A 22,248-nucleotide genomic window follows, 5' to 3' on the forward strand; every position below is an offset into this window, starting at 1 on the left:
TGCCCATATGAAGCCAATCCCGGTCCGCGCCATACCCCAAATAGGGGGCAGCGGGCCCAAAATCGCCTGAACCGGCCCTCAGGCGGGCGCCGTCCGCCCCAGGCAGACCGCCACGCAGCGCTCGGCCAGGGTCTGGCCGGCGTCGATCAGCGGGATGTCCAGATCGCCGGGCGCGAGCGCCAGCGGAACCTCGGTGCAGCCGGCGATCACCGCTTCCGCGCCGGCCAGCGACCGGGCGACGGCGGCCATCCCGGCGCGCACCTCGCCCCCGGTGTCGCCGCCCTTGATGCGGTAGAGCAGGGTCATGAACCGCGCCTGATCCGCGGGCGACAGGACGACGGGCGTCAGGCCCATGCCGGTCAGGCGCGCGCTGTAGAGCTCCACCGCCAGCGGCGTGCCCAGCACCCCGACCGCGCCGGCGCCGGTGTCCCGCGCGGTCTCGCAGGCGATGGCGATCATGTCGATGAGCGGCAGGCCGGAGGCCTCGGTCACGTCCGCCGCATAGGCGTGGGCGGTGTTGCAGGCGATGGCCAGCACCTGGGCCCCGGAGGCCGCCAGGCCCTTCGCCATGCTCGCCAGCACCGGCCCCGGGTCCGCCTCGCCGGTGTTGCGGTCGGGAACCTGCGGATTGATGTCGACCAGCACCCGAAGGTGATCCTGGTCGCGCCCGGCCGGGGTCGCGGCCTGCAGCCTGGCGAGGAAGTCCAGCGTCGCCGCCGGCCCCATCCCGCCCAGAACGCCGAGGGTCTTCATCACGCCAGCAACGGCTCCAGTTCATAGTGATAGCCGAACAGCCCCTGCGCCCCGCCGGTGTGCAGGAAGACCACCGTCTCGCCGGCGAACGCGCCGGACCGGGCGAGGGCGATCAGCCCCTTCATCGCCTTGCCGGTATAGACGGGATCGAGCAGCAGGCCCTCGGTGCGGGCGGCCAGCATCAGGGCGTCGGCCACGCCCTGGTCGATCAGGCCGTAGCCGGCGCCGACATAGTCGCAGTCGGCCACGACCATGTCCCGCGTCACCCGCTCGGGATGGCCCAGCAGGCCCGCGGTCTCGACGGCCAGGGTGAAGACGTTGCTCTCCTGCTTCTCCTTCGGGGCCCGCACGCCGATGCCGAGCACCGGAATGTCGGCGCCGCTGACCGCCATGCCGGCGACGAGGCCCGCCTGGGTGCCGGCGCTGCCGGTGGCGGTGACCAGCCGGTCGATGACCAGCCCCTCGTCGTTGGCCTGGGCCGCCAGCTCCAGCGCGCAGTCGACATAGCCCAGCGCGCCGACGGCGTTCGAACCGCCGCCCGGAATGATGTAGGGCGTGCCGCCGCGGGCCCGCACGTCGGCGGCGTTGACGGCCATCTCGGCGTTCATGTCCAGCCCCGCCGGCACGACCCGGATCGAGGCTCCCAGCAGCTTGTCGAGCAGCACGTTGCCCGAACCTAGATAGTCGGTGGCGGTGCTGCCGGTGCGATTCTCCAGCACGATCTCGCAGGCCATGCCGAAGCTGGCCGCCGCCGCCGCCGTCTGCCGCACATGGTTGGACTGGATGGCGCCCTGGGTGATCAGGGTGTCGGCGCCCTGTTCCAGCGCCTCGCCGAGCAGGAACTCCAGCTTGCGGGTCTTGTTGCCGCCGCCGGCCAGGCCCGTGCAGTCGTCGCGCTTGATCCACAGGTCGATGCCCAGTTCGGCGCTGAGCCTGGGCGCCGGCTCCAGCGGCGTGGGCAGATGGGCGAAGCGGGCGCGGGCGAACTTGGCGAGATTCATGGATACATCCCCTGACGGAACGGACGTGCTACCATGCCCGGGTTCAGGCTTCACCTCGGGGAGGAGACCGAAATGGCCCCCAGAGCCCTGTATGCGTTCACCACCCTCGCCCTGTCGCTGACTCTCGCGGGTCCGGCCCTGGCCGCCTCCACCGTCCTCGGCGGCGGTCTGGCGACGGCCTGTTCGGTCTCGGCCCTCGAGGGCCGCGATGACGACGCCTCGCTCGACACCTGCAATCTGGCGCTGGCGGGCGAGATCCTCGCCCGCCGCGACCGGGCGGCGACCTTCGTCAATCGCGGGGTCATCCTGCTGCGCCGCAAGGCCTGGGCCCAGGCCGGCCGCGACTTCGACGCGGCCATCGCGCTGCAGCCGGCCATGGGCGAAGCCTTCGTCAACCGCGGCGCGGCCCTGCTCGGCCAGCGGCGCTGGCGGGAGGGCAAGGCGGAGATCGACAAGGGCCTGGCCCTCGGCGCGGACGAGCCGGAGAAGGCCTACTTCAACCGCGCCATCGCCTGGGAAGCCCTCGACAACATGGAGGCCGCCTGGCGTGACTACAGCCAGGCCGCGGCCCTCAAGCCCGACTGGGAAGCCCCCCGCAAGGAACTGGCCCGCTTCACGGTGACGGCGAAGTAGGGCTGCGTGGTTTGCGACGCTCGGCTGATGCCTCGCTCCTCACCATGACGAACGGTATTGCAGCCCACCCCTCTCCGTCATCCTGAGGAGCGGACCCTCAGGTCCGCGTCTCGAAGGACGCACGCTGTCCCCAACCTCCCACTGGACGAACCCTTTCCGGCGCCCCAGCGTTAACTCCGGACAATCGGGGAGGCACGACCATGCGTTGGCGCGACGGCAGGCAATCGGGAAACATCGAGGACCGGCGCGGCCTGGGCCCGGTCGGGGCGGTCGGCGGCCTGGGGCTGGGCGGCGTGGTGATCATCCTGATCGGGGTGTTCGTGTTCGGCGTCGATCCGCAGCAGATGATCAGCGCGGTCAGCGACGGCGGGGCCGTCAGCCAGCCGCAGCAGGAAGGCAAGCGCGGCGTGACGACCGACGAGGGCGGCCGGTTCGTCGGCGCGGTTGAAACCTCGACCACCGACGTCTGGACGGACATCTTCCGCCAGTCCGGCGCCGCCTACACCCCGACCGACGGCATCGTGCTCTATGACCAGGCCACGGCCACCGGCTGCGGGACCGGCCAGGCGGCGATGGGCCCGTTCTACTGCCCGGAAGACAAGAAGGTGTACCTCGACCTGGCCTTCTGGAACGAGCTGGAGAGCCGCTTCGGCGCGGCCGGCGACTTCGCCCGCGCCTATGTCATCGCCCACGAGATCGGCCACCATGTGCAGGACCTGCGCGGCGAGCTGGCGGCCGGCCAGGGCGCCCGCGCCCGGGGCGACGGCGGCGGCTCGGTCCGCGTCGAGCTGCAGGCCGACTGCTACGCCGGCGTCTGGGCCGCCCGCACGGGCGCGGCGACACAGGGCCGCGTGGCCCTCGAAGCCGGCGACATCGAGGAAGGTCTGCAGGCCGCCAGCGCCGTCGGCGACGACACCATCCAGCGCCAGACCCAGGGCCGCGTGGTCCCCGACGCCTTCACCCACGGCACGGCGGCCCAGCGCATGCGCTGGTTCAAGCGCGGCTACGACAGCGGCGACCCCGCCCAGTGCGACACCATCCGCGCGCCGGCGCTGTAGGGCGGGGACATGTACCGAAGGTACGTGTCCCCCAAACCCGCGCGCTCGATTAGGGGACACGTACCTGGCGGTACATGTCCCCGCCGCGCCGCACAAAGCCCTTGTCAGGCCGGGGCGACGGGCTTACGCCGCGCGCCAGCGATCGCCCGGTGAACGACGCCGGGTCCGGGGCAGGGCGACCATGAGCAACGACGCGACTTCGCCGCAACCGGCCGCCCACGCCGCGGGGCGGTTCTGGCCGCTGGTGCTGGGCTCGATCGGCATCGTCTACGGCGACATCGGCACCAGCCCGCTCTACGCCTTCCGCGAGGCGCTCGGCCAGGCCTCGCCCAACGGGGTGGTCCACGCCGGGGTGATGGGCGTCACCAGCCTGGCGCTGTGGGCGCTGATCCTGGTCGTCACGGTCAAGTACGTCTTCTTCCTCATGCGGCTCGACAACCGGGGCGAGGGCGGGGTGCTGTCGCTGATGGCCCTGGCCGAGCGGGCCACCGGACGCCGCACCATGCTGATCTTCGCCCTCGGCGTGATGGGCGCGGCGCTGTTCTACGGCGACGCCATCATCACCCCGGCCATCTCGGTGCTGTCGGCGGTCGAGGGTCTGCGCACCGTGCCGGGCCTCGAGAACGCCGTGACCCCGCAAGCGCTGATGATCATCAGCCTGGTCATCCTGGGCGCCCTGTTCGCGCTGCAGTCACGCGGCACCGGCGGGGTAGGGCAGTGGTTCGGCCCTATCTGCCTCGTCTGGTTCGGCCTGCTGGCGGTGCTGGGCGTCACCCATCTGGTGCGGGAGCCGGCCATCCTGCTGGCGCTCAGCCCGACCTACGCCGCCGCCTTCCTCGCCACGCACGGAACCGTCGGCCTGTTCGTGCTGGGCTCGGTGTTCCTAACCGTCACCGGGGCGGAAGCCCTCTACGCCGACATGGGCCACTTCGGCCGCCGGCCGATCGCCTTCGCCTGGCTGGGCCTGGTGTTCCCCTGCCTGATCCTCAACTACCTCGGCCAGGGCGCCATGGCCCTGCAGGCCATCGCCGGGGCGCACGGCCACCGGGTCGAGAACGCCGACTGGTTCTTCCTCATGGCCCCCGAGGCCCTGCGCGCGCCGGTGGTCATCCTGGCCATGGCCGCCACCGTCATCGCCAGCCAGGCGGTCATCACCGGGGCCTTCTCGATCAGCCGTCAGGCCATCCAGCTGGGCCTGCTGCCGCGCATGGTCGTGCGCCAGACCTCGCACCACGAGGCCGGCCAGATTTTCATGCCGCAGATCAACGGCCTGCTCCTCGTCGGGGTGGTCCTGCTGATCGCCATCTTCAGGACCTCCAGCGGCCTGGCCCAGGCCTACGGGCTGGCGGTCACCGGCACCATGGTCATCACCACCTCGCTGGCCTTCCTCGTCGTGCGTCGCAAGTGGAACTGGCCGCTGTGGCAGGCCGGCCTGCTGGTCGCGCCGATGATCACCGTCGACCTGATCTTCCTCGGGGCCAACGCGCTGAAGATCCTCCACGGCGGCTTCGTGCCGCTGCTGCTCGGCGGCGCCCTGTTCGTCGTCATGGCCACCTGGGCCAGGGGCAGCGGCCTGCTCAACGCCAAGGCCGCCCGCGACAGCGCCCCGCTGGCCGACGTGCTGGCCATGCTGACCAGCCGCCCGCCGCGCCGCGTGGCCGGCACGGCGATCTTCCTCACCGCCGACCCCGACCACGCCCCCTCGGCCCTGATGCACAACCTCAAGCACAACCGCGTGCTGCACGAGGTCAACGTGTTCCTGACGGTCCGCACCACCGACACGCCGACGGTCGCCGAGGCCGAGCGCGTGACCACCCGCCGGCTCGACGACAACGTCTGGATGGTCACGGTCGCCTGGGGCTTCATGGAGACGCCCAACGTTCCGGCCGCCCTGACCGCCTGCCGCGCCGACGGCCTGAAGATCGACATGATGTCGACCAGCTTCTTCCTCGGCCGCCGCACGGTGGTCGCCGCCTCGAAGTCGGGCATGCCCAAATGGCAGGACCGCCTGTTCATCGCCCTGTCCAAGAACGCCACCACCCCGACGGACTTCTACCACCTGCCCCCCGGCCGCGTGGTCGAGATGGGCACGCAGGTGAGTATTTAGGGCGTAGGGCGTAGGGCGTAGCAAGAGGGGCTAGGGGTTAGGGGCTAGGGGTTAGTAGGTCGGTGCGGTCGCCGCCACCTCGCCCGGCTACTCCCTACTCCCTAACCCCTACTCCCTAACCCCTAACCCCTAGCCCCTAGCCCCTAGCCCCTAGCCCCTAGCCCCTCTCCGTCATCCTGAGCAGCAGCCGCAGGCCGCGTATCGAACCACGCACCTTGCCCCCGCTCCCCCCCGCGCCTAGTCTCCCTCCGTTCTCCGGGGTGTCGCATTCGAGCGGCTGAGAGTCGGCTAGCGCCGTGACCCGCCGAACCTGATCCGGGTCATGCCGGCGAAGGGAGAGACGCGTTCCCCGCCCCGACAGGCGCAAGGGGGAGCCTTCCAGCGCCGGCGGAGCCCTCGCACCTTGAGGACCGCGCCATGAACATCCACGCCCCCCAGCCCGACGGGAACGCCTCGCCGAAGACCGACGACGTCGCCATCGGCCCGCGTCTGGGCAGCCGCAAGGTCTACGCCTCGGGCGAGCTGTTCCCGGACATCCGCGTGCCGTTCCGCGAGGTGGCGCTGCATCCGACGGCCAACGAGCCGCCGCTGACCATCTACGACCCCTCGGGCCCCTACACCGACCCCGACGCGGTGATCGACATCGACAAGGGCCTGCCGCGCCTCCGCGAGGCCTGGGTCGTCGCGCGCGGCGATGTCGAGGTGGTCGCCGACCCCCGTCAGGTCCGGCCGGAAGACAACGGCTTCGCCCGCGGCAAGCACCTGGCCCCGCAGTTCCACGACGAGACCCGCAAGGTCTACAAGGCCAAAGCCGGCGCCGCCGTCACCCAGCTGGAATACGCCCGCAAGGGCATCATCACGCCGGAGATGGAATACGTCGCCATCCGCGAGAACCTGCGCCGCGAGCAGACCGCCCCCTGCGTCCGCGACGGCGAGGACTTCGGCGCCAGCATCCCCGACTTCGTCACGCCGGAGTTCGTCCGCCAGGAGATCGCCCGCGGCCGCGCCATCATCCCGGCCAACATCAACCACGGCGAGCTGGAGCCGATGGCCATCGGCCGCAACTTCCTCGTCAAGATCAACGCCAACATCGGCAACAGCGCGGTGCTCAGCACCGTGGCCGACGAGGTCGACAAGATGGTCTGGGCCACGCGCTGGGGCGCCGACACGGTCATGGACCTGTCGACCGGCCGCAACATCCACAACATCCGCGACTGGATCCTGCGCAACAGCCCGGTGCCGATCGGCACGGTGCCGATCTACCAGGCGCTGGAGAAGGTCGGCGGCGTGGCCGAGGACCTCACCTGGGAGGTCTTCCGCGACACCCTGATCGAACAGGCCGAGCAGGGCGTCGACTACTTCACCATCCACGCCGGCGTGCGCCTGCCGTTCATCCCGCTGACCGCCAAACGCGTCACCGGCATCGTCAGCCGGGGCGGCTCGATCATGGCCAAGTGGTGCCTGGCCCACCACAAGGAGTCGTTCCTCTACGACCACTTCGAGGACATCTGCGACATCATGCGGGCCTATGACGTGTCGTTCAGCCTCGGCGACGGCCTGCGCCCGGGCAGCACGCGCGACGCCAACGACGAGGCCCAGTTCGCCGAGCTGCGCACCCTGGGCGAGCTGACCAAGGTCGCCTGGAACCACGGCTGCCAGGTGATGATCGAGGGCCCCGGCCACGTGGCCATGCACAAGATCAAGGCCAACATGGACGAGCAGCTCAAGCACTGCCACGAGGCGCCGTTCTATACCCTCGGCCCGCTGACCACCGACATCGCCCCCGGCTACGACCACATCACGTCAGCCATCGGCGCGGCCATGATCGGCTGGTTCGGCACGGCCATGCTCTGCTACGTCACGCCCAAGGAGCACCTCGGCCTGCCCGACCGCGACGACGTCAAGACCGGGGTCATCACCTACAAGCTGGCCGCCCACGCCGCCGACCTCGCCAAGGGCCACCCGGCCGCCCACCTGCGCGACGACGCCGTCTCCCGCGCCCGCTACGAGTTCCGCTGGGAAGACCAGTTCAACCTCGGCCTCGACCCGGAAACGGCGCAGAAGTTCCACGACGCCACCCTGCCGAAAGAAGCCCACAAGACCGCCCACTTCTGCTCCATGTGCGGCCCCAAGTTCTGCAGCATGAAGATCACCCAGGAGGTGCGCGAGTTCGCGGCCGGCCTCGCGCCGAACGAGGCGGCGGAGGGGATGGCGGCGATGAGCCGGAAGTTCAGGGACCTGGGCGGGGAGATTGAGGTGAAGGTGGAGGGGTAGGCGAATCGTCTCCTATTGGGCTCTCCTCGTCTCGCGGCAGGACAATGACGACAAACAAAGACAGGGTTGATCTACTTTCGACGCTCCGACTTCCGGATCGCTATGAGCCTCTGCACGCTGCCGTTGGCGAGCAACTCGCCAATATCCTCGTTGCGCCAACGGATATTTCTCAGGACCGCCTCGCGACGATTGTCGACTCGGTGAGGGCGGGTGGCCAAGGAACTCTAGTCCCGCTCTCGGGGCGATCTGGAGCCGGGAAGACGACGTTCGCGGCCTCGGTGAACCAATGGAAGGCGCGGGATTTTACTCCGACGCTGCAGCACGAGGGGGCAATAACGTTTGAGGCTCTTGCAGCTTCAGTCGCGTCATTTCGAAAAACGCTTGCGGCGAATGACACCCGCGTCATTCCAATTAATGTCGATCACCGAGAGTCATCGCCTCCGACGGTAGAAGAACTGGCCGCTTTAAAGCGGTTCCTGCGCACCGTTCCCGGTGGCTCCCCCGCAGTTGTTTTCTGGCCAGAAACGAGCGCTGATACAGCTGTGGCAATTGGAGCCCGCTATGAGGAGGTCGCGGGAGCTCAACCAATTAAGGTCCTGGAAATCGAAGGGCCGGCTCGAAACACATGGATTGACATTGCACTGAATACCCTACGCCTGACCAATCAGGTTGAAAGTCTCGACACCATGGGCGTCGATCCGCGCGACTACGATCCAGCAGAATTTGGATCGCTTGGGGAATTTCTGAGGAAAATCCAAACCGATTTCACCAGGAATTTATTCAACCTGAGAAAAAGTCTTCAGAAGCCAGTCGAAATTATTATCGTTATTGCAAGCGAAAGCGACGAACCGGGGGTATTGTCCGGCCTTACAAATAGTAGTCGCTACGGACTTCTTGATACATCAGGGTTGCTTGCTGCAACCCCGGATTCTGTAATTGGAAAATGGTGGTCAGGTCGGCGTGGTTTGCTCACTCGAACAATTGTTCAGCTAAATGCGCATGCGCATTTCCTATCGCCGGCCGCCACAATTTCTGCGATTAGAAATTGCGGACCTACGCCCGACCCATTCCTTGACGCCATTGGAATTGCCCGAGCGGGAGCCTCGAAAGCCGTTAGGGATTTGGGCCGCACAGACGTCGGAAAGCTCCTTCGTGGAGAATCCGTAGCTCGATCCGAGGGGCGCGGAAAGCCGGCCAAGGAAGCGACCGCTGCATTCCAGCTTCTAGCTGAGAGGGGCTTCAATCTGGGAAAGGACAAGAAGCTCAACGCGATCATGGCCGAGGCTTGGAAAGGGTTTCTCAGCGATAATCGAGATCCAAGCCTCCCTCCCATTGTTGTAGATTGTGAGAAAATACTGAGTTTCTGCAGAATAATACCTGACAATGCTGTCGTTTATGAGGATTCTGTAGTTGCAATCGAATATACGTGGCGTAAGGGTGATTTCTTGGCGTCCACAAACCGTTCTACGGTGGCTCAATATATTCTCACGAAACTTCAAAACTACGCTCGGGAGCTCGGCTGGGCCCAAGACTAAATGTCGAGCGGCAGAGCAGGCGCGTCGCGCAAACCTGCCGGCAATTGACCTCGGCGGCGGCTGAATAGTCAGTCGGCAGGCTGGCCTGCGTGAGATCCGGGAGAGGAAACACCGCGGGCTATCCTGAAATCCCCGCGCCCAACCCCCTGAAATCCTTCACCTCCGCCCGCCCAATCCGACGGCGCAAAACAATCTGTCCATCCCCCGCCGGACCGCGCCTATCCTCTCCCCATCCCGCCGCACGGGGAGGGCGCTTCTGGCCAGGCGATCCGAGGCGGCGGCGGGACGGGGTTCGAGCGGGGTCAGGTGAGCGGGGGTTACGCTCACGGTCCGGGACGGTCAGCCGCCGCCCGCCCGCCGGAGGCTTCTGCCGGCTAAGCGTTAAAACCGCTGCCCACCGGCGGCTGCCGGAAAACGGACTCCGCGGCGCGAGACGGTTCCGGCTTTCTCAGACCCCTGCATCTGCTCATCCGGCCGAGACCGGAGCGCGCCGCGCCTTCCCCATCCTCGCTGGAAACAGTGGAGGTCGCGTCGTCGTGTCCCATCAATCCCCGTCATCCTCGCGCTCGTCCCGAGGATGACGGCGGCGGGGCGGTCCGTCCGTCGCACCCCCGCGCGCCCCGCCACCCTTTCAGGGGTCGCCGCCCCGGCCGCGTCCCGGCATCTCACCTCCGGTCGCCGGAGGGGCGAGGACAGACGGGGAGAGACGGCCATGATCCTGCGCCGGACGGTTGGAGCGGCCCTGGCGGCAGCGACGCTGCTGGGCCTGGCGGCGCCGGGGACGGCGCGGGCGGAGACGGCGGCCGACGACGCGCTCGGCCGGTGCATGACGGCGGCGGTGACGCCGGGCGACCAGCGCGAGCTCGGCCTGTGGATCGTCATCGCCTTCGCCAGCCACCCCGACGTCAAGGACAGCGTCACGGTGACTCCCGCGGTGCGCGAGGCCAACGCCCGGCGGGTGGCGGCCCTGCTCGAGCGGCTGCTGCTGGTCGACTGCCACGACGCCGCGGTGGCGGCGCTCAAGGCCGGCGGGGCCGACGCCCTCAGCGATCCGTTCTCGGCGGTGACCACCACGGCGGCCCAGACCCTGTTCGGCCACCCGTCGTTCACCGCCAGCCTGCGCGAGGTCCGCCGCTACATGGACGCGAGCCGCTACGACGGCCTGGTCCGCGAGGCCGGGCTGCAGTAGGCCCGACCGGGGGGCCGGCCGCGCGGAACCGCCTACTGCGTCAGCGGGATGCCCACGATCGACAGGCCGTAGTAGAGCACCGCCCCGACCAGGATCAGGCGGTGGACCCAGCGGTTGTCGAGCCAGATCAACAGGCCATAGAGGACCACCGCGACCCACGGTCCCTCCGCCAGGGCGCCCGCCCAGGGGAAGGCCTTGTGTTGCGGAAGGCCGGTGTGGACGATCCAGCCGACGATATTGGCCAGCCAGAACAGCAGCATCCCGGCGATCATCGCGCCGTAGGTGAATGGCCGGGTGCGGTCATAGTGGGCGTAGAGGTCGATCTCGCCCGTCTCGGCCGGCTGTTCGGGCAGCACGAAGGCGGCGGCCATGTAAGGAAACATCAACTTGAGCACATTGAGCAGCACCAGGCCGATGGTCGTGTCGGTGCGCAGCCGCTCGGGCCACTGGTAGAGCCAGACCGAGACGATCACCAGGAACACCAGGCTGGCCAGCAGCAGCGGCTCGGGCGCCCACCGGACCCGTCGCCCGGCCAGCGCCAGCCGGTGCAGGCTGGACGCCATCTGCGTCAGGGCCAGGCCCAGGATCACGGCGCTCAGGCCGAAGGTGAAGTCGAACAGCGTCATGTGGCGGCCCCCCGTCGTCGCCGAGGATAGCGGACCTCGCGATCGGCCCCAACACCGCCCTTGAGGATTGCGTGGGCGCGGCCCCCACCCTATCACCGCCGCCATGCCCCCCGCCGACGCTCCCCAGCCCCCGTCGACCGCGCCGCCGTTCGCGGCCGCCTCGCTGATCGCGGTGGTGTTCATCAACATGCTGGGCTTCGGCATCATCGTGCCGCTGCTGCCGTTCTACGCCCATTCGTTCAACGCCCCGGCCTGGCAGATGGCGCTGATCTTCTCGGCCTATTCGGTCGGAGCCTTCTTCGGCGAGCCGTTCTGGGGCCGGCTGTCGGACCGCTACGGCCGCAAGCCGATCCTGATCTCGACGATCACCGCCAACGGCCTCTGCTACCTGTGCCTGGCCTTCGCGCCGAACATCGGCCTGGCGTTCCTGATCCGCCTGCTGGGCGGGCTGGCGGCCGGCAACGGGGCGGTGATCCAGGGCTATATCGCCGACGTCACCCCGGTGGCCAGACGCGCGCGCCAGCTCAGCTACCAGGGCGCGGCCTGGAACGTCGGCCTGATCGTCGGGCCCTCGATCGGCGGCCTGTTCGCACACACCGGCATCGGCCCGGCCGGCTTCCGCATCCCGCTGTTCATCGCCTCCGGCCTGGCCTTCCTCTGCGTGGCCGCCGTGATCCTGGTGATCCGCGAGAGCCGCATCCGCGAGACCAGCTTCTCGCACCGGGCCAGCCGCTGGGCGGCGCTCGGCGAGGCCCTGCGCCATCCGGTGATCGGCCGGCTGATCCTGCTGACCTTCCTCGTCGGCTTCGCCTTCACCGGCATCGAGTCGGTGTTCGGCCTGTGGGCCCAGGCGCGGTTCGACTGGACGCCGCGCAACATCGGCTTCGCCTTCGCCTGCGTCGGGGTCTGCGCCTTCCTGTCCCAGACCCTGCTGACCGGCCGGCTGTCGGAACGCTACGGCGCCGGGCCGATGCTGGCCGTCGGCATGGCCCTGGCGACGGTCTCGATGCTGCTGCAGATCGTCTCCACCGGCGGGGTCATGACCACGGTGCTGATGTGCCTCAACGCCATCGGCAGCTCGGTGGCCTTCCCCAATGTCGGGGCGCTGATCTCCGGCACGGCCGATCCGCACCGCCAGGGCCAGATCATGGGCCTCAACAACGCCGCCGGGGCGCTGGCCCGGGTGATCGGGCCGCTCAGCGCCGGGCTGATCTTCGCCCGGGTGATCGACGGACCCTTCATCCTCGGCGCGGCCGTGGTCGCCCCGGCCATCCTGCTGGCCCTGTCGGCCAGCCGCCGGGCGAAGGCGGTCACGCCGGCTTGACCTGAGGGGCGTCCGCTCCAGGTCACGGCGGGAAGGAGCCCTTCCATGACCCGCCGTCCCGCCGCCCTGATCGTCCTCGCCGCCGCCCTCTGCCTGACCGTCGCGCCCGCCTTCGCGGCCCAGGCTCCTTCGCCCGCCAAACCCGTCGATCCGGCCCGCTTCTACACCGGCCGCTGGCTGGAGATCGCCCGGCTGCCGATGTCGCTGACCGACGGCTGCGTCGCCGGCACGACCGACTACGGTCCTGCGCCCGGCGGCAAGGTCGCGGTGCTCGACGCCTGCCAGGTCGGCGAACCGGGCGGCCGGACCAGGACCATCAAGGGAACCGGCACGCTGCTCGACGCCGGCGGCGCCAACGCCACGCTGAAGGTCCGCTATCCGTTCTTCATCACCTGGACCTACCAGGTGCTCGACCACGCCGACGACTACAGCTGGTTCATCTCGGCCGACCCGTCGTTCGACAAGCTGTGGATCTACACCCGCGAGGTCCCGGACGCGGCGACCCTGGCCATGCTGGTCCAGCGCGCCCGCGACCTCGGCTACGACACCGGCCGGCTGGAGTTTCCGGCCCAGCCGCCACGCTAGGCGAGGGGACTCGACCGTTCGCTGAACCCCGGTCTAGGCTGGCGTCATGACCCACGCCCGCCTGCTGCCCGTTCTCGCCCTCGCGCTCGCCCTGTCGGGCTGTGACAAGCCGGCCCCGGCCGCGCCGCCGCCGGCCACTGCCGCCCCGGCGCCGATGCCGCTCCGGCTGGCCCTGTCGAGCGACGGCCTGATCGCGGTGATGGCCGACAGCGGCGCGACCCAGGCTCTGCCCTTCCTGCGGCCCAAGTCGCAGACCCTCGTCACCATGACCCGCGCCGAGCTCACGCGGGGCAAGGAGAGCGTCAACACCGAGTGCGGCGCCGGACCGCTGACGTTCGTCGAATGGCCCGACGGCCTGAGCCTGATGTTCCAGGACGATCGCTTCGTCGGCTGGAGCGCCGACGAACGCGGCAGCGGCACGCTGACCTTCATGAACGGCGTCGGCATCGGCTCGAGCCGCGCCGAGCTGGTGGCGGCCTTCCCGGGGACGAAGGTCGAGGAGACCACGCTCGGCGTCGAGTTCACCCTGCCGGGCGACGGCCGCGCCGGCGGCCTGCTGAACGGCCGCGACCAGGCCGCGAAGGTCACCGACCTGTGGGCCGGCGTGACCTGCATGTTCCGCTAGCGGGCCCGATGCGCGGCGCGCCGCTCCCGACCTCCACCGACGCCTATCTGGCCGCGGTCCCGGCGGCCCAGCGCGCGGCGCTGCAGGCCCTGCGCGAGACGGTGCTCGACGTGGTTCCGGACGCGGTCGAGTGCATCAGCTACGGCATGCCGGCCTTCCGCCTGGGCGGCCGGGCGCTCTGCTATTTCGCGGCGGCCAAACGGCACTGCGCCTTCTATCCGGGCGGCCAGGTCGAGGACTTCGCCGCCGAGCTGGCGGACTTCTCGACCAGCAAGGGCGCGATCCGCTTCCAGCCCGACCGGCCGATCCCGCAGGACCTGCTGCGCCGCATCATCCTGCGCTGCGTCGAACGGACGACGGCGCGCGACGGCTAGTCCGGATCCGCCGCCCGGGCGTCGGCGCCGGTCTGGATGCCGGTCGGGGCGGCCGGCCTGCCCTTCCGCAGGCCGGCGATATAGGCCAGCTCGTGCTGCGCCCCGCCGTGGTTCGGCTCGGCGACCAGCGACTGGCGATAGGCCGTCTCGGCCTCGTCCAGCCGGCCCAGTTCGATCAGGGCGAAGCCCTTGCCGCGCAGCAGCCGGGCCAGCGCCATCTTGCCCATCAGCGGATTGGCTTCCAGCGCGCCCTCGTAGACGGCCAGGGCTTCGGCCCAGGCCTTCTGCAGGGTGTAGGCGGCGCCCAGTTCCGAGGCCAGCAGCGGGTTGCCGGGCTGGATCTCGAGCCCTCGTTGCAGCATCCGCACCGCCCCGTCGGCGTCGCGCCGCTCGTTGGCCCAGCTGCCGAGCAGCAGGGCGGCCATGGGGTAGACGTTGAAGCGGCTGGTGACCTGGCGGTTGGCGCCGTTGGCCTGCATGGCGCCGGCCAGGCCAAGGCTGATCGAGGTCTCCTCGTCGTCGGCCCGCACGATCACCAGGCTGCCGCGGATCTCGACCTGCGGATAGGGCTTGGGCGACCGGTCCAGCACGGCCCGCAGCTTCGGCGCGACGCTGTCCATGGCCGCGAACCCCTTCTCGCCGAACGCGGTCAGCGCGGCCTGGACGACGGCGGCGTCGGCCGCCTCGCGCGCGTCGAGGGCGCTGTAGTCGTACGACCCGGCCGGGGCGGCCGCGGGGGCGGCGGGCGCCGCCTGCCGGGCGAGGGCGGGCGACGCCAGGCACAGGCCCGCGGCCAGGGCGATCCAGACGGTTCGGTTCATCAAGGGCGGCTCCCGGATCCCGACTGGGACTTTCGCCCTCCGGCCTGCAAGGGGCGCGCCAGCCGGACGTGACCTGCCGCCCTGAGTCTTGCTAGCGTCGCGCCATGATGACTCGCCTTCTGCTTGCTCTCGCCCTCCTCTTCACCGCCGCGCCGGCCCTGGCCCAGGTCCGCGACGAACGGCCGATCGTCCTCGGCTCGACCTTCGACCTGCCGTCCCGCGCGGAGGCCGAGGTCCGCCACATCACGGTCTGGCTGCCGCCCTCCTACGGCGACGGCAAGCAGCGCTATCCGGTGCTCTACCTGCTCGACGGCGGGGAACGGCAGGACCTGTTGCCGGTCGTGGGCCTGGCGGCCCTGGCCGGGCTGAACGGCGTGACCGACGAGGTCATCGTCGTCGGCATCGAGAGCGGCCCTGGCCTGCGGCTGCGCGATTTCACCACACCGAGCGAGATCGAGCGCAAGGAATTCCCCACCAGCGGTCGGGCGGCCCTGTTTCGCCGGTTCCTCGCCGAAGACCTGCTGCCGGCCATTTCGGCCCGCTATCGCACCTCGGGCGAGACGGCGGTCATGGGCGAGTCCCTGGCCGGCTACTTCGTGCTCGACACGGCCCTGCGCCAGCCGGAGCTGTTCTCCACCTACATCGCCGTCAGCCCCAGCATCTGGTGGGACGACCAGAGCCTGACACGGCAGGCGGCCGGATTGCTGAAGGCCCGGCCCTGGCCCCCCGGCCGCCGGCTCTACCTGTCCCAGGCCAACGAAGGCGCGATGGTCGCCGGGGCCATGGACCGGCTGCTGGCCGCCCTGCGCGCCGACGGGCCGCCGGACCTGGCCTGGACCTTCCGGTCGTTCCCGGACGAGCGCCACCTGACCACCTACCACCCGTCGGGGCTGGAAGCCCTGCGCTGGGCGTTTCCGGGACCGGAGGCGGCGAGGCCGGGCGCGCGGTGACCGACATCCGCCGCCTCACCGCGGCCGACGCCGCCGCCTTCCATGCCCTGCGGCTGGAAGCGATGGCGGCCGAGCCTGAGTCCTTCGGCACGGACATCCTCGAGGAGCGGGCCAAGCCGCTGGACCGTATCGCGGCCACCCTGTCGACCACGGCCGTGTTCGGCGGCTTCGTGGCGGGAGAGGGGCTGTGCGCCATGGCCGGCTTCGCCCGGCACGAGGCGCTGCGCGAGCGCCACAAGGGCCGGGTCTGGAGCATGTACGTCCGCGACGCCGTCCGCGGCCGGGGCCTCGGCGGGCGGCTGCTCGACGCGGTGATCGCCCATGCCCACGAGGAGGTCCAGGTGCTGCAGCTGGTCGTCGTCTCGACCAACGCGCCGGCCGTGGCCCTCTACGAGAGCCGGGGATTTCAGCGCTGGGGCCTGGAGCCCTTCGCCCTGCGGCTGGCCGACGGCCGGCACACGACGGACGCGTATTACTGGCTGCCCCTGTCCCGGGGAGCGCCCTAAGGGTGTGTTAACGCGACACATTCTAATCTTCGCGGGACAAGGGGGCCGTCTTTTCCGGCCCGACTGAAGGCAGGACGCGATGTCCGTATCCCGAACCGGCAGCTTTCGCCGCGTGAACGACCACTTCGAGCCCGAGGACCAGAGCGATCCCCAGGCCCAGCGGCGCATGCGCGGAATCCTCGAACACATCGACTACACCGCCTTCGCGGCCAACCGGGCGGTCATCAGCCAGGCCCTCGGGGCGGGCGACGCGAAGAAGTTCCAGCGGCTGGCCGTGGCGGCCGCGGCCGCCCGCGCCACCTGGGTCGCCCAGGCCCTGGCGGTCTCGGCCGCCGGCGGCAAGATGACGCCGCAGGACCTCAGCCAGCTGACCCATCTGCGCCACACCTTCGAGGAACTGGCCGAGGCCTATGAGGCCATGCGCCGGATGGTCGAGCGGGGCTACGTCGCCTACAGCCAGCCGGATCCCGCCTAGATATTACCCGGGCGATATTGACTTCAATATTTATCCGGGTAAAAGCCGCGCTCTGTTCGACGGAGCGCCGCCATGGCCCACGACCCCGAAACCCCCTGCGCCGCCTTTGAAGGCCAGCGCCTGATCGCCGCCGGACCGCTGTCCGACGTCGCGCCGGCCGTGCGCGGGGTGCTGAACCAGCGTCCCAACGCCTCGGTGCTGATCCTCGCCGACGACGACAGCCGCCGGGTCGAGGTCGATCTGCGCGGCACGGTCGCCGAGGTCGCGGCCCGCGTCGCCGCCGTCGAGGCCCGGGGGCCGGGACGGCCGAAGCTCGGCGTCACGCCCCGGGAAGTCACCCTGCTGCCCCGGCACTGGGAATGGCTGGCGGCCCAGCCGGGCGGGGCGTCGGTGGCGCTGCGCAAGCTGGTCGAGGCGGCCCGCAAGGATCCGCGCGAGCGGGCCCGGGCGGCCCGCGACAGCGCCTATCGTTTCATGACCACCCTGGCCGGCGACGCGCCGGGCTTCGAGGAGGCGGTGCGGGCGCTGTACGCGGCCGACCGGGCGGCCTTCGAGGCCCACACCACGGCCTGGCCGGCCGACGTGCGCGACCACGCCCTGCGGCTGGCCGCGCCCGGGTTCGGTGTAGCGCCGTGAGCCGCGAGCGCCGCAAGGAACTGCTGGCGGCCTACAAGGAGCGCAAGCCCCGGCCCGGGATCTTCGCCGTGCGCTGCGCGGCGACGGGCCAGGTCTGGGTCCAGGCCACGCCCAACCTGGACGCCTGTCGCAACGGCGTCCTGTTTCCGCTCAAGCTCGGCACGCACCCCAACCGGGCGCTGCAGGCGGAGTGGACGGCCCACGGCGCGGACGCCTTCAGCATCGAGGACATCGAGGCCCTGGCCGGGGACGACCTGGCGGGCTGGGAGCTGACCAGCAAGCTCAAGAGCCGCGAGCGTCACTGGCGCGAGGCTCTGAACGCCACGGCGGTGACGGGATAGGGGGCGGCGACATGTACCGAAGGTACGTGTCCTCCAAACCCGCGATCGCTCGATTAGGGGACAGGTACCTGCGGTAAATGTCCCCCTAGCGCCGCCCGATCAGGTCCCAGCGGTTGCCGCACAGGTCCTCGAACACGGCGACGGAGCCGTAGGGTTCGCGCCGCGGGGTTTCAAGAAACCGCACGCCGGCGGCGGCCATGCGGGCGTGGTCGCGATCGAAGTCGTCGGTCTCGAGGAACAGGAACACCCGGCCGCCGCCCTGCTTGCCGATCGCCGCGCGCTGGCCTTCGTCCGCCGCCCGCGCCAGCAGCAGGCCGCCGCCGGCCGTTCCGGCCGGAGCCACCACGACCCAGCGCTTGTCCCCGCCCTGTGGCGTGTCCTCGACCAGGGTAAACCCGACGCGGTCGACGAAGAAGGCGATCGCGGGATCGTACTCGGCCACGAGCAGGGTGGTCAGGGCGAGGCGCTGGGACATGAGTCGATCTCCGGATGCCGACGCACCCTAGACCGGAAACGCAAAAGGCCCTCCCGGCGGGGAGGGCCTTTCAACCGTCGTGACCGTCTTGCTCTACGGCTGCGGCGTGACCGGGGCCGGCTCGGGCGTCGCCACCGGCGGCGGAGCGGCCGGGATGACGCTCACGGGCGCGCCCAGGCTGGGCGGCGGGACATAGGGTTCGCGCGCGCTGACGTTGCTGGACGCGTCATCGGCGCTGGGGGCGGCCGCGACCGCGCGCGGCGCCGACGTGCGGCGGGCCGGCGCGGGCGTGGCGCGGGCGCGGACCACGGGCGCGGGCCGGGCGGCCGGCGGCTTGACGATCGAGGACGGCGGCGGCGTCGCGGCGGCCGTCTCGACCGGTTCGGGCAGCGGCGTCGGCGCCGGCAGGGGCGCGGGCAACGGGCGGGACAGCTCGGTGGAGGCGACGGTCTTGCCGGGCTCGGCCGCGTCGCGCTGCGACACGATCAACAGGGCGGCCCCGGCGCACAGCGCCGCGACCCCCACCGGCGCGACGAGGCGCCAGTCGACGCGCTTGCGGGTCGAACGGCCGCTCACGCGGGCGGTCATGGCGTCGTCGGCCGCGGAGGCGAACGGCGAGGCCGGAGCGAAGGCGGGGCCGCCGGCGGTGGCGGGCATGGGGTCGGCGCTGGCGAACAGCGCGCGGGCAGCATCACGATCCAGGGACATGGGAAGCCTCTCTGTGGAAGTGGTTCGAATGTTGAACGACCTCCGGCTGCAACAGGTTCCATGATCCGGCGATCACCGTTCTTCCTGGTTATGTCGCCGTTCAGAGCCGATCCGATATTTTCTCCGCTCCCCGGGGATTGGAAACGACTTCCGGAGGGGAAGTCGAAATGGGGCGATAACTTGCCAATACATGACACGTTTTCGCCGTGATTGAACGCGCGCGCCCGCGGCCCTCGCGACTGCGGGTGCGCTCTTTGCGCCACGTTCACCGGCCCGCAACGCCTGACCCCTAGGCTTGGCTTGACCCCAATTCGCCCGACAGGCGAAACGTCAGGGGCGTTCGGAGGGCGTACCCATGAAGCTGAAGGCGCGGATCGCGCGCGAGCTACGGTTCATCAAGGGCCTCAGCCGCACGTTGAAGTGGGTCAAGCCCATTGCGCCGGACAGCCGGGAGCTGGTCTGCGACGACCTTGAAGCGGCCGTCGACGCGCATCGCGACAGTCCGGCGATCACCTTCGACGGCAAGACGCTCACCTACGGCGAGATGGACGCCCTCGCCAACCGCTACGCCCACTGGGCCAAGGAGCAGGGCATCACCCGCGGCCAGACGGTGGCGCTGTTCATGCCCAACCGCGCCGAATACCTGCCGATCTGGTACGGCCTGACCAAGGTCGGCGTGGCCACGGCGCTGATCAACAACAACCTGACCGGCGCACCGCTGGCCCACTGCCTGAACATCTCCGGCGCGTTGCACTGCCTGGTCGACGCCGAGACCTCTCCGGCCTTCGAGGCCGTGCGCGGCCAGCTGACCAAACACGTGGCCCAGTGGACGCTGGGTCCGGTGTCGGGCGATCGGCGCGATCTGGTCGCGGCGCTCAAGAGCTGCAGCAACCTGCGTCCCGACCGGCAGACGGCGCGCGGCGAGCTGCGCGCCAGCGACACGGCCCTGTGGATCTTCACCAGCGGCACCACCGGCCTGCCCAAGGCCGCGCGCATGAACCACATGCGCGTCCAGCTCTACATGCGCGGTTTCGCCGGGGCGACGGGCGCGGAGGCGACCGACCGCATCTACCAGGTCCTGCCGCTCTACCATGCCACCGGCGGCCTCTGCGGCATGGGCGCGGCCCTGCTCACCGGCGGGTCGATCGTTCTGCGCAAGAAGTTCTCGACGACGCATTTCTGGAAGGACGTGCACGACGAGAACTGCACCATGTTCGTCTACATCGGCGAGCTCTGCCGCTACCTGATCAACGCCCCGGCCGATCCGCTCGAGCGGGATCACAAGCTCCGCCTGGCCTTCGGCAACGGTCTGCGCGCCGACGTCTGGGAAGAGATGGTCGCGCGGTTCGACATCCCCCGGGTGATGGAGTTCTACGGTTCGACCGAAGGCAATGTGTCGATGTTCAACTTCGACGGCCATGTCGGCGCCATCGGCCGGCTGCCGAAGTGGCTCAAGAAGCGCGTCAACGCCCGCCTGGTGCAGTTCGATGTCGAGACCGAGCAGCCCGTGCGCGGCCCGGACGGCTGCTGCATCGAATGCGGCCCCGGCCAGATCGGCGAGTGTATCGGCAAGATCGACGCGGGCGACCCGCGGACCAACTTCACCGGCTATGCCGACAAGGCGGCGACCGAGAAGAAGGTCCTGCGCGACGTGTTCGAGAAGGGCGACGCCTGGTTCCGCACCGGCGACCTGATGCGCCAGGACGCCGACGGCTACTTCTACTTCGTCGACCGCATCGGCGACACCTTCCGCTGGAAGGGCGAGAACGTCTCGACGGGCGAGGTCGCCGACCAGCTGGCCGAGGCCCCCGGCGTGCTCGAGGCCAATGTCTACGGCGTCGCGGTGCCCGGCCAGGACGGCCGCGCCGGCATGGTCGCCCTGACGGTCGACGACGACTTCGACCTGACCGGCTTCTACGCCCATGTGGAGAGCAAGCTGCCGACCTACGCCCAGCCGCTGTTCCTGCGGCTGCAGCGCCAGATCGAGACCACCGGCACCTTCAAGTACCGCAAGGTCGATCTGGTCGAGGACGGCTTCGACCCGTCGAAGGTCCGCGACCCGCTCTACTTCCGCAATCCGACGAAGAAGGCGTGGACCAAGATCACCAAGGCGGCCTTCGACAAGATCTGCGACGGCGGCTTCCGGCTTTGATTTCCCTCCCCTTCATGGGGAGGGCGGACGGGCGAAGCCCGGACGGGTGGGGAAGTCAGAGGCCACCCGCCGCCGTGCTGCACGGCGGGTTGCTACCCCGCCCGGTCGGCCTCGCTGACGGCCCTCCCCACAAAGGGGAGGGAAGTCACCCCGCCACCACGATGTAGCCGGCCCGCGGGAAGTGCACGTGTACGGTGCCCACCGCCGCGTCGTCGCGGGCCAGGGTCACGCCGCGCGGCGTGGCGGCGACCAGGGTTCCGGACACCGGGTCGCGGCCGTAGTCGTCGGCCATCACCACGATCTTCTCGCCGGGCGCCAGACCCAGCGGATCCATCACATCGTGCCGCAGGCCGGAGGCGGGCGCGGTGACCATCGCCACGGCCAGCGCCTCGGCCCCGGTCATCTCCTTCGGCCGCCCATGGCCGATGGCCGCGACCCGTTTGGCCCAGTCGCCCAGCCTCGGCATGCCGGCGGTCAGCTCGGCCAGCGCGGGGGGCAGGGCGCCGCCGAGGAACCATACGTTCATGTAGGCGGCGATGTCGGCGAGGCCCGCCGTGTCGCCGTTCAGCCAGCCGCTCGACGACTGCGCCAGCTGGTCCTCCAGCCAGGCGGCCTGGCCGCGCCACTGGCCCTTCATCGGTCCGACGGCGGCCTTCATGGCCTTCACGTCGAACGGCCGGCCGGACAGCTGCTCGCGGTCCTTGAGGAAGGCCTCCGGCGTCTGGTCGCCGATCGTGCCGAAGATGATCGGCACGGTGGCCTGGAAGAACGGCCGGTCGGACCACAGGTTGATCGCCCAGTCGAGCCCGCCGCGCACGGCCCGGGGCTCGGGCCAACGCCGCTCGATCTCGGCCAGGATCATCTGGCTGTCGCAGTAGATGTCGGCCCCGATCTGCAGCGACGGCGTGCGGCGATAGCCCCCGGTCAGCGGCGTGTAGTCGGGCTTGGGCATCATGTTGGGGATCTTCACCGAACCCCAGTCCAGGCCCTTGAGGCCGAACATCAGCCGCACCTTCTCGGAGAAGGGCGAGCTGTCGAAGTGGTGCAGGATGGGCAGGTCGGTCATGGCGTTTCCCGGTTCGGGGCTTTCCCCGTTGTGG

Annotated in this window: 23 protein-coding genes and 1 riboswitch; of the genes, 16 read left to right on the plus strand and 7 right to left on the minus strand. The window is 70.0% G+C overall.

The annotated features are described in order from the left end of the window. Positions 1-78 precede the first annotated feature (78 nt). Positions 79-756 (minus strand): cysteate racemase, encoded by a 678-nt coding sequence (gene cuyB, locus AC1RN0_RS03265; protein ID WP_492785993.1) that lies wholly within the window; start codon positions 754-756, stop codon positions 79-81. Beyond that, a complete protein-coding gene (gene cuyA / locus AC1RN0_RS03270; protein ID WP_492785994.1) occupies positions 753-1,754 on the minus strand; it encodes a D-cysteate sulfo-lyase in 1,002 nt (333 codons plus the stop codon). Before cuyA ends, cuyB begins: the two co-directional genes overlap by 4 nt. Before the next feature lie 72 nt (positions 1,755-1,826). On the opposite strand from cuyA, the gene AC1RN0_RS03275 reads away from it, so the two are divergent. The 6 genes from AC1RN0_RS03275 (at position 1,827) to AC1RN0_RS03300 (ending at position 10,550) form a co-directional block, all read left to right on the plus strand. Further along, the gene (locus tag AC1RN0_RS03275) at positions 1,827-2,387 is read left to right on the plus strand and encodes a tetratricopeptide repeat protein (protein ID WP_492785995.1); all 561 of its coding nucleotides are present in this window, start codon (positions 1,827-1,829) and stop codon (positions 2,385-2,387) included. Positions 2,388-2,587: 200 nt separating this feature from the next. Next, the gene (gene ypfJ, locus AC1RN0_RS03280; protein ID WP_492785996.1) at positions 2,588-3,445 is read left to right on the plus strand and encodes a KPN_02809 family neutral zinc metallopeptidase; all 858 of its coding nucleotides are present in this window, start codon (positions 2,588-2,590) and stop codon (positions 3,443-3,445) included. Positions 3,446-3,626: 181 nt separating this feature from the next. Further along, positions 3,627-5,552 (plus strand): potassium transporter Kup, encoded by a 1,926-nt coding sequence (locus AC1RN0_RS03285; protein WP_492785997.1) that lies wholly within the window; start codon positions 3,627-3,629, stop codon positions 5,550-5,552. A gap of 246 nt (positions 5,553-5,798) precedes the next feature. Next, positions 5,799-5,906: riboswitch (TPP riboswitch) on the plus strand. A gap of 63 nt (positions 5,907-5,969) precedes the next feature. Then, the gene (gene thiC / locus AC1RN0_RS03290) at positions 5,970-7,826 is read left to right on the plus strand and encodes a phosphomethylpyrimidine synthase ThiC (protein ID WP_492785998.1); all 1,857 of its coding nucleotides are present in this window, start codon (positions 5,970-5,972) and stop codon (positions 7,824-7,826) included. 44 nt (positions 7,827-7,870) lie between these two features. After that, a complete protein-coding gene (locus AC1RN0_RS03295; RefSeq protein ID WP_492785999.1) occupies positions 7,871-9,361 on the plus strand; it encodes a hypothetical protein in 1,491 nt (496 codons plus the stop codon). 712 nt (positions 9,362-10,073) lie between these two features. Beyond that, a complete protein-coding gene (locus AC1RN0_RS03300; RefSeq protein WP_492786000.1) occupies positions 10,074-10,550 on the plus strand; it encodes a hypothetical protein in 477 nt (158 codons plus the stop codon). A 32-nt stretch (positions 10,551-10,582) separates the two neighbouring features. Here AC1RN0_RS03300 and AC1RN0_RS03305 read toward each other — a convergent pair whose 3' ends face one another. Beyond that, a complete protein-coding gene (locus tag AC1RN0_RS03305; RefSeq protein ID WP_492786001.1) occupies positions 10,583-11,176 on the minus strand; it encodes a hypothetical protein in 594 nt (197 codons plus the stop codon). Between the two features lie 103 nt (positions 11,177-11,279). Between AC1RN0_RS03305 and AC1RN0_RS03310 the strand changes: the two genes are divergently transcribed. The 4 genes from AC1RN0_RS03310 to AC1RN0_RS03325 are packed head-to-tail and all read left to right on the plus strand — an operon-like array spanning position 11,280 to position 14,084. Continuing rightward, a complete protein-coding gene (locus AC1RN0_RS03310) occupies positions 11,280-12,500 on the plus strand; it encodes an MFS transporter (RefSeq protein WP_492786002.1) in 1,221 nt (406 codons plus the stop codon). A 45-nt stretch (positions 12,501-12,545) separates the two neighbouring features. Continuing rightward, positions 12,546-13,085 (plus strand): lipocalin family protein, encoded by a 540-nt coding sequence (locus AC1RN0_RS03315; protein WP_492786003.1) that lies wholly within the window; start codon positions 12,546-12,548, stop codon positions 13,083-13,085. A gap of 46 nt (positions 13,086-13,131) precedes the next feature. Next, a complete protein-coding gene (locus AC1RN0_RS03320; protein ID WP_492786004.1) occupies positions 13,132-13,710 on the plus strand; it encodes a hypothetical protein in 579 nt (192 codons plus the stop codon). An 8-nt stretch (positions 13,711-13,718) separates the two neighbouring features. Next, entirely contained in the window at positions 13,719-14,084 is a 366-nt protein-coding gene (locus AC1RN0_RS03325; RefSeq protein ID WP_492786005.1) for an iron chaperone, read from the plus strand. Here the strand turns inward: AC1RN0_RS03325 and AC1RN0_RS03330 are convergent. Further along, a complete protein-coding gene (locus AC1RN0_RS03330; RefSeq protein ID WP_492786006.1) occupies positions 14,081-14,905 on the minus strand; it encodes a tetratricopeptide repeat protein in 825 nt (274 codons plus the stop codon). The genes AC1RN0_RS03325 and AC1RN0_RS03330 overlap by 4 nt on opposite strands. 104 nt (positions 14,906-15,009) lie before the next feature. Between AC1RN0_RS03330 and AC1RN0_RS03335 the strand changes: the two genes are divergently transcribed. From AC1RN0_RS03335 to AC1RN0_RS03355, 5 genes are all read left to right on the plus strand, one after another. Beyond that, positions 15,010-15,855, plus strand: coding sequence for an alpha/beta hydrolase (locus AC1RN0_RS03335; RefSeq protein ID WP_492786007.1), 846 nt, complete (start codon positions 15,010-15,012; stop codon positions 15,853-15,855). After that, complete coding sequence (locus AC1RN0_RS03340; protein ID WP_492786008.1) at positions 15,852-16,361, plus strand: GNAT family N-acetyltransferase; 510 nt, start codon at positions 15,852-15,854, stop codon at positions 16,359-16,361. The genes AC1RN0_RS03335 and AC1RN0_RS03340 overlap by 4 nt, the downstream gene beginning before the upstream one ends. A gap of 79 nt (positions 16,362-16,440) precedes the next feature. Further along, positions 16,441-16,836 carry a hypothetical protein gene (locus AC1RN0_RS03345; protein ID WP_492786009.1) on the plus strand — a complete coding sequence of 132 codons (396 nt, stop codon included), beginning with the start codon at positions 16,441-16,443 and terminating at the stop codon, positions 16,834-16,836. A 72-nt stretch (positions 16,837-16,908) separates the two neighbouring features. After that, positions 16,909-17,472 carry a DUF2239 family protein gene (locus tag AC1RN0_RS03350; RefSeq protein WP_492786010.1) on the plus strand — a complete coding sequence of 188 codons (564 nt, stop codon included), beginning with the start codon at positions 16,909-16,911 and terminating at the stop codon, positions 17,470-17,472. Beyond that, on the plus strand, positions 17,469-17,813 hold the full coding sequence (locus tag AC1RN0_RS03355; protein ID WP_492786011.1) for a GIY-YIG nuclease family protein: 345 nt from the start codon (positions 17,469-17,471) through the stop codon (positions 17,811-17,813). The genes AC1RN0_RS03350 and AC1RN0_RS03355 overlap by 4 nt, the downstream gene beginning before the upstream one ends. A gap of 85 nt (positions 17,814-17,898) precedes the next feature. Here the strand turns inward: AC1RN0_RS03355 and AC1RN0_RS03360 are convergent, their stop codons facing one another. Together AC1RN0_RS03360 and AC1RN0_RS03365 are read right to left on the minus strand one after the other, a co-directional pair. Next, positions 17,899-18,288 carry a VOC family protein gene (locus AC1RN0_RS03360; RefSeq protein WP_492786012.1) on the minus strand — a complete coding sequence of 130 codons (390 nt, stop codon included), beginning with the start codon at positions 18,286-18,288 and terminating at the stop codon, positions 17,899-17,901. Positions 18,289-18,381: 93 nt separating this feature from the next. After that, complete coding sequence (locus AC1RN0_RS03365) at positions 18,382-18,996, minus strand: hypothetical protein (RefSeq protein WP_492786013.1); 615 nt, start codon at positions 18,994-18,996, stop codon at positions 18,382-18,384. Between the two features lie 355 nt (positions 18,997-19,351). Between AC1RN0_RS03365 and AC1RN0_RS03370 the strand changes: the two genes are divergently transcribed. After that, a complete protein-coding gene (locus tag AC1RN0_RS03370) occupies positions 19,352-21,148 on the plus strand; it encodes a long-chain-acyl-CoA synthetase (RefSeq protein ID WP_492786014.1) in 1,797 nt (598 codons plus the stop codon). 145 nt (positions 21,149-21,293) lie between these two features. Here the strand turns inward: AC1RN0_RS03370 and AC1RN0_RS03375 are convergent, their stop codons facing one another. Further along, on the minus strand, positions 21,294-22,214 hold the full coding sequence (locus AC1RN0_RS03375) for a glutathione S-transferase family protein (protein WP_492786015.1): 921 nt from the start codon (positions 22,212-22,214) through the stop codon (positions 21,294-21,296). Positions 22,215-22,248 lie beyond the last annotated feature (34 nt).

The organism is Caulobacter sp. GW821-FHT12F03, assembly GCF_058806855.1.

Coding starts and splice junctions, on each gene's coding strand:
- thiC (WP_492785998.1), top strand. CDS start 5,970: ATGAACATCCACGCCCCCCAGCCCGACGGGAACGCCTCGCCGAAGACC.
- AC1RN0_RS03275 (WP_492785995.1), top strand. CDS start 1,827: ATGGCCCCCAGAGCCCTGTATGCGTTCACCACCCTCGCCCTGTCGCTG.
- AC1RN0_RS03360 (WP_492786012.1), bottom strand. CDS start 18,288: ATGTCCCAGCGCCTCGCCCTGACCACCCTGCTCGTGGCCGAGTACGAT.
- AC1RN0_RS03345 (WP_492786009.1), top strand. CDS start 16,441: ATGTCCGTATCCCGAACCGGCAGCTTTCGCCGCGTGAACGACCACTTC.
- AC1RN0_RS03375 (WP_492786015.1), bottom strand. CDS start 22,214: ATGACCGACCTGCCCATCCTGCACCACTTCGACAGCTCGCCCTTCTCC.
- AC1RN0_RS03310 (WP_492786002.1), top strand. CDS start 11,280: ATGCCCCCCGCCGACGCTCCCCAGCCCCCGTCGACCGCGCCGCCGTTC.
- AC1RN0_RS03325 (WP_492786005.1), top strand. CDS start 13,719: ATGCGCGGCGCGCCGCTCCCGACCTCCACCGACGCCTATCTGGCCGCG.
- AC1RN0_RS03285 (WP_492785997.1), top strand. CDS start 3,627: ATGAGCAACGACGCGACTTCGCCGCAACCGGCCGCCCACGCCGCGGGG.
- ypfJ (WP_492785996.1), top strand. CDS start 2,588: ATGCGTTGGCGCGACGGCAGGCAATCGGGAAACATCGAGGACCGGCGC.
- AC1RN0_RS03330 (WP_492786006.1), bottom strand. CDS start 14,905: ATGAACCGAACCGTCTGGATCGCCCTGGCCGCGGGCCTGTGCCTGGCG.
- AC1RN0_RS03300 (WP_492786000.1), top strand. CDS start 10,074: ATGATCCTGCGCCGGACGGTTGGAGCGGCCCTGGCGGCAGCGACGCTG.
- AC1RN0_RS03305 (WP_492786001.1), bottom strand. CDS start 11,176: ATGACGCTGTTCGACTTCACCTTCGGCCTGAGCGCCGTGATCCTGGGC.
- AC1RN0_RS03295 (WP_492785999.1), top strand. CDS start 7,871: ATGACGACAAACAAAGACAGGGTTGATCTACTTTCGACGCTCCGACTT.
- AC1RN0_RS03335 (WP_492786007.1), top strand. CDS start 15,010: ATGATGACTCGCCTTCTGCTTGCTCTCGCCCTCCTCTTCACCGCCGCG.
- AC1RN0_RS03320 (WP_492786004.1), top strand. CDS start 13,132: ATGACCCACGCCCGCCTGCTGCCCGTTCTCGCCCTCGCGCTCGCCCTG.
- cuyA (WP_492785994.1), bottom strand. CDS start 1,754: ATGAATCTCGCCAAGTTCGCCCGCGCCCGCTTCGCCCATCTGCCCACG.
- AC1RN0_RS03365 (WP_492786013.1), bottom strand. CDS start 18,996: ATGTCCCTGGATCGTGATGCTGCCCGCGCGCTGTTCGCCAGCGCCGAC.
- AC1RN0_RS03315 (WP_492786003.1), top strand. CDS start 12,546: ATGACCCGCCGTCCCGCCGCCCTGATCGTCCTCGCCGCCGCCCTCTGC.
- AC1RN0_RS03350 (WP_492786010.1), top strand. CDS start 16,909: ATGGCCCACGACCCCGAAACCCCCTGCGCCGCCTTTGAAGGCCAGCGC.
- AC1RN0_RS03370 (WP_492786014.1), top strand. CDS start 19,352: ATGAAGCTGAAGGCGCGGATCGCGCGCGAGCTACGGTTCATCAAGGGC.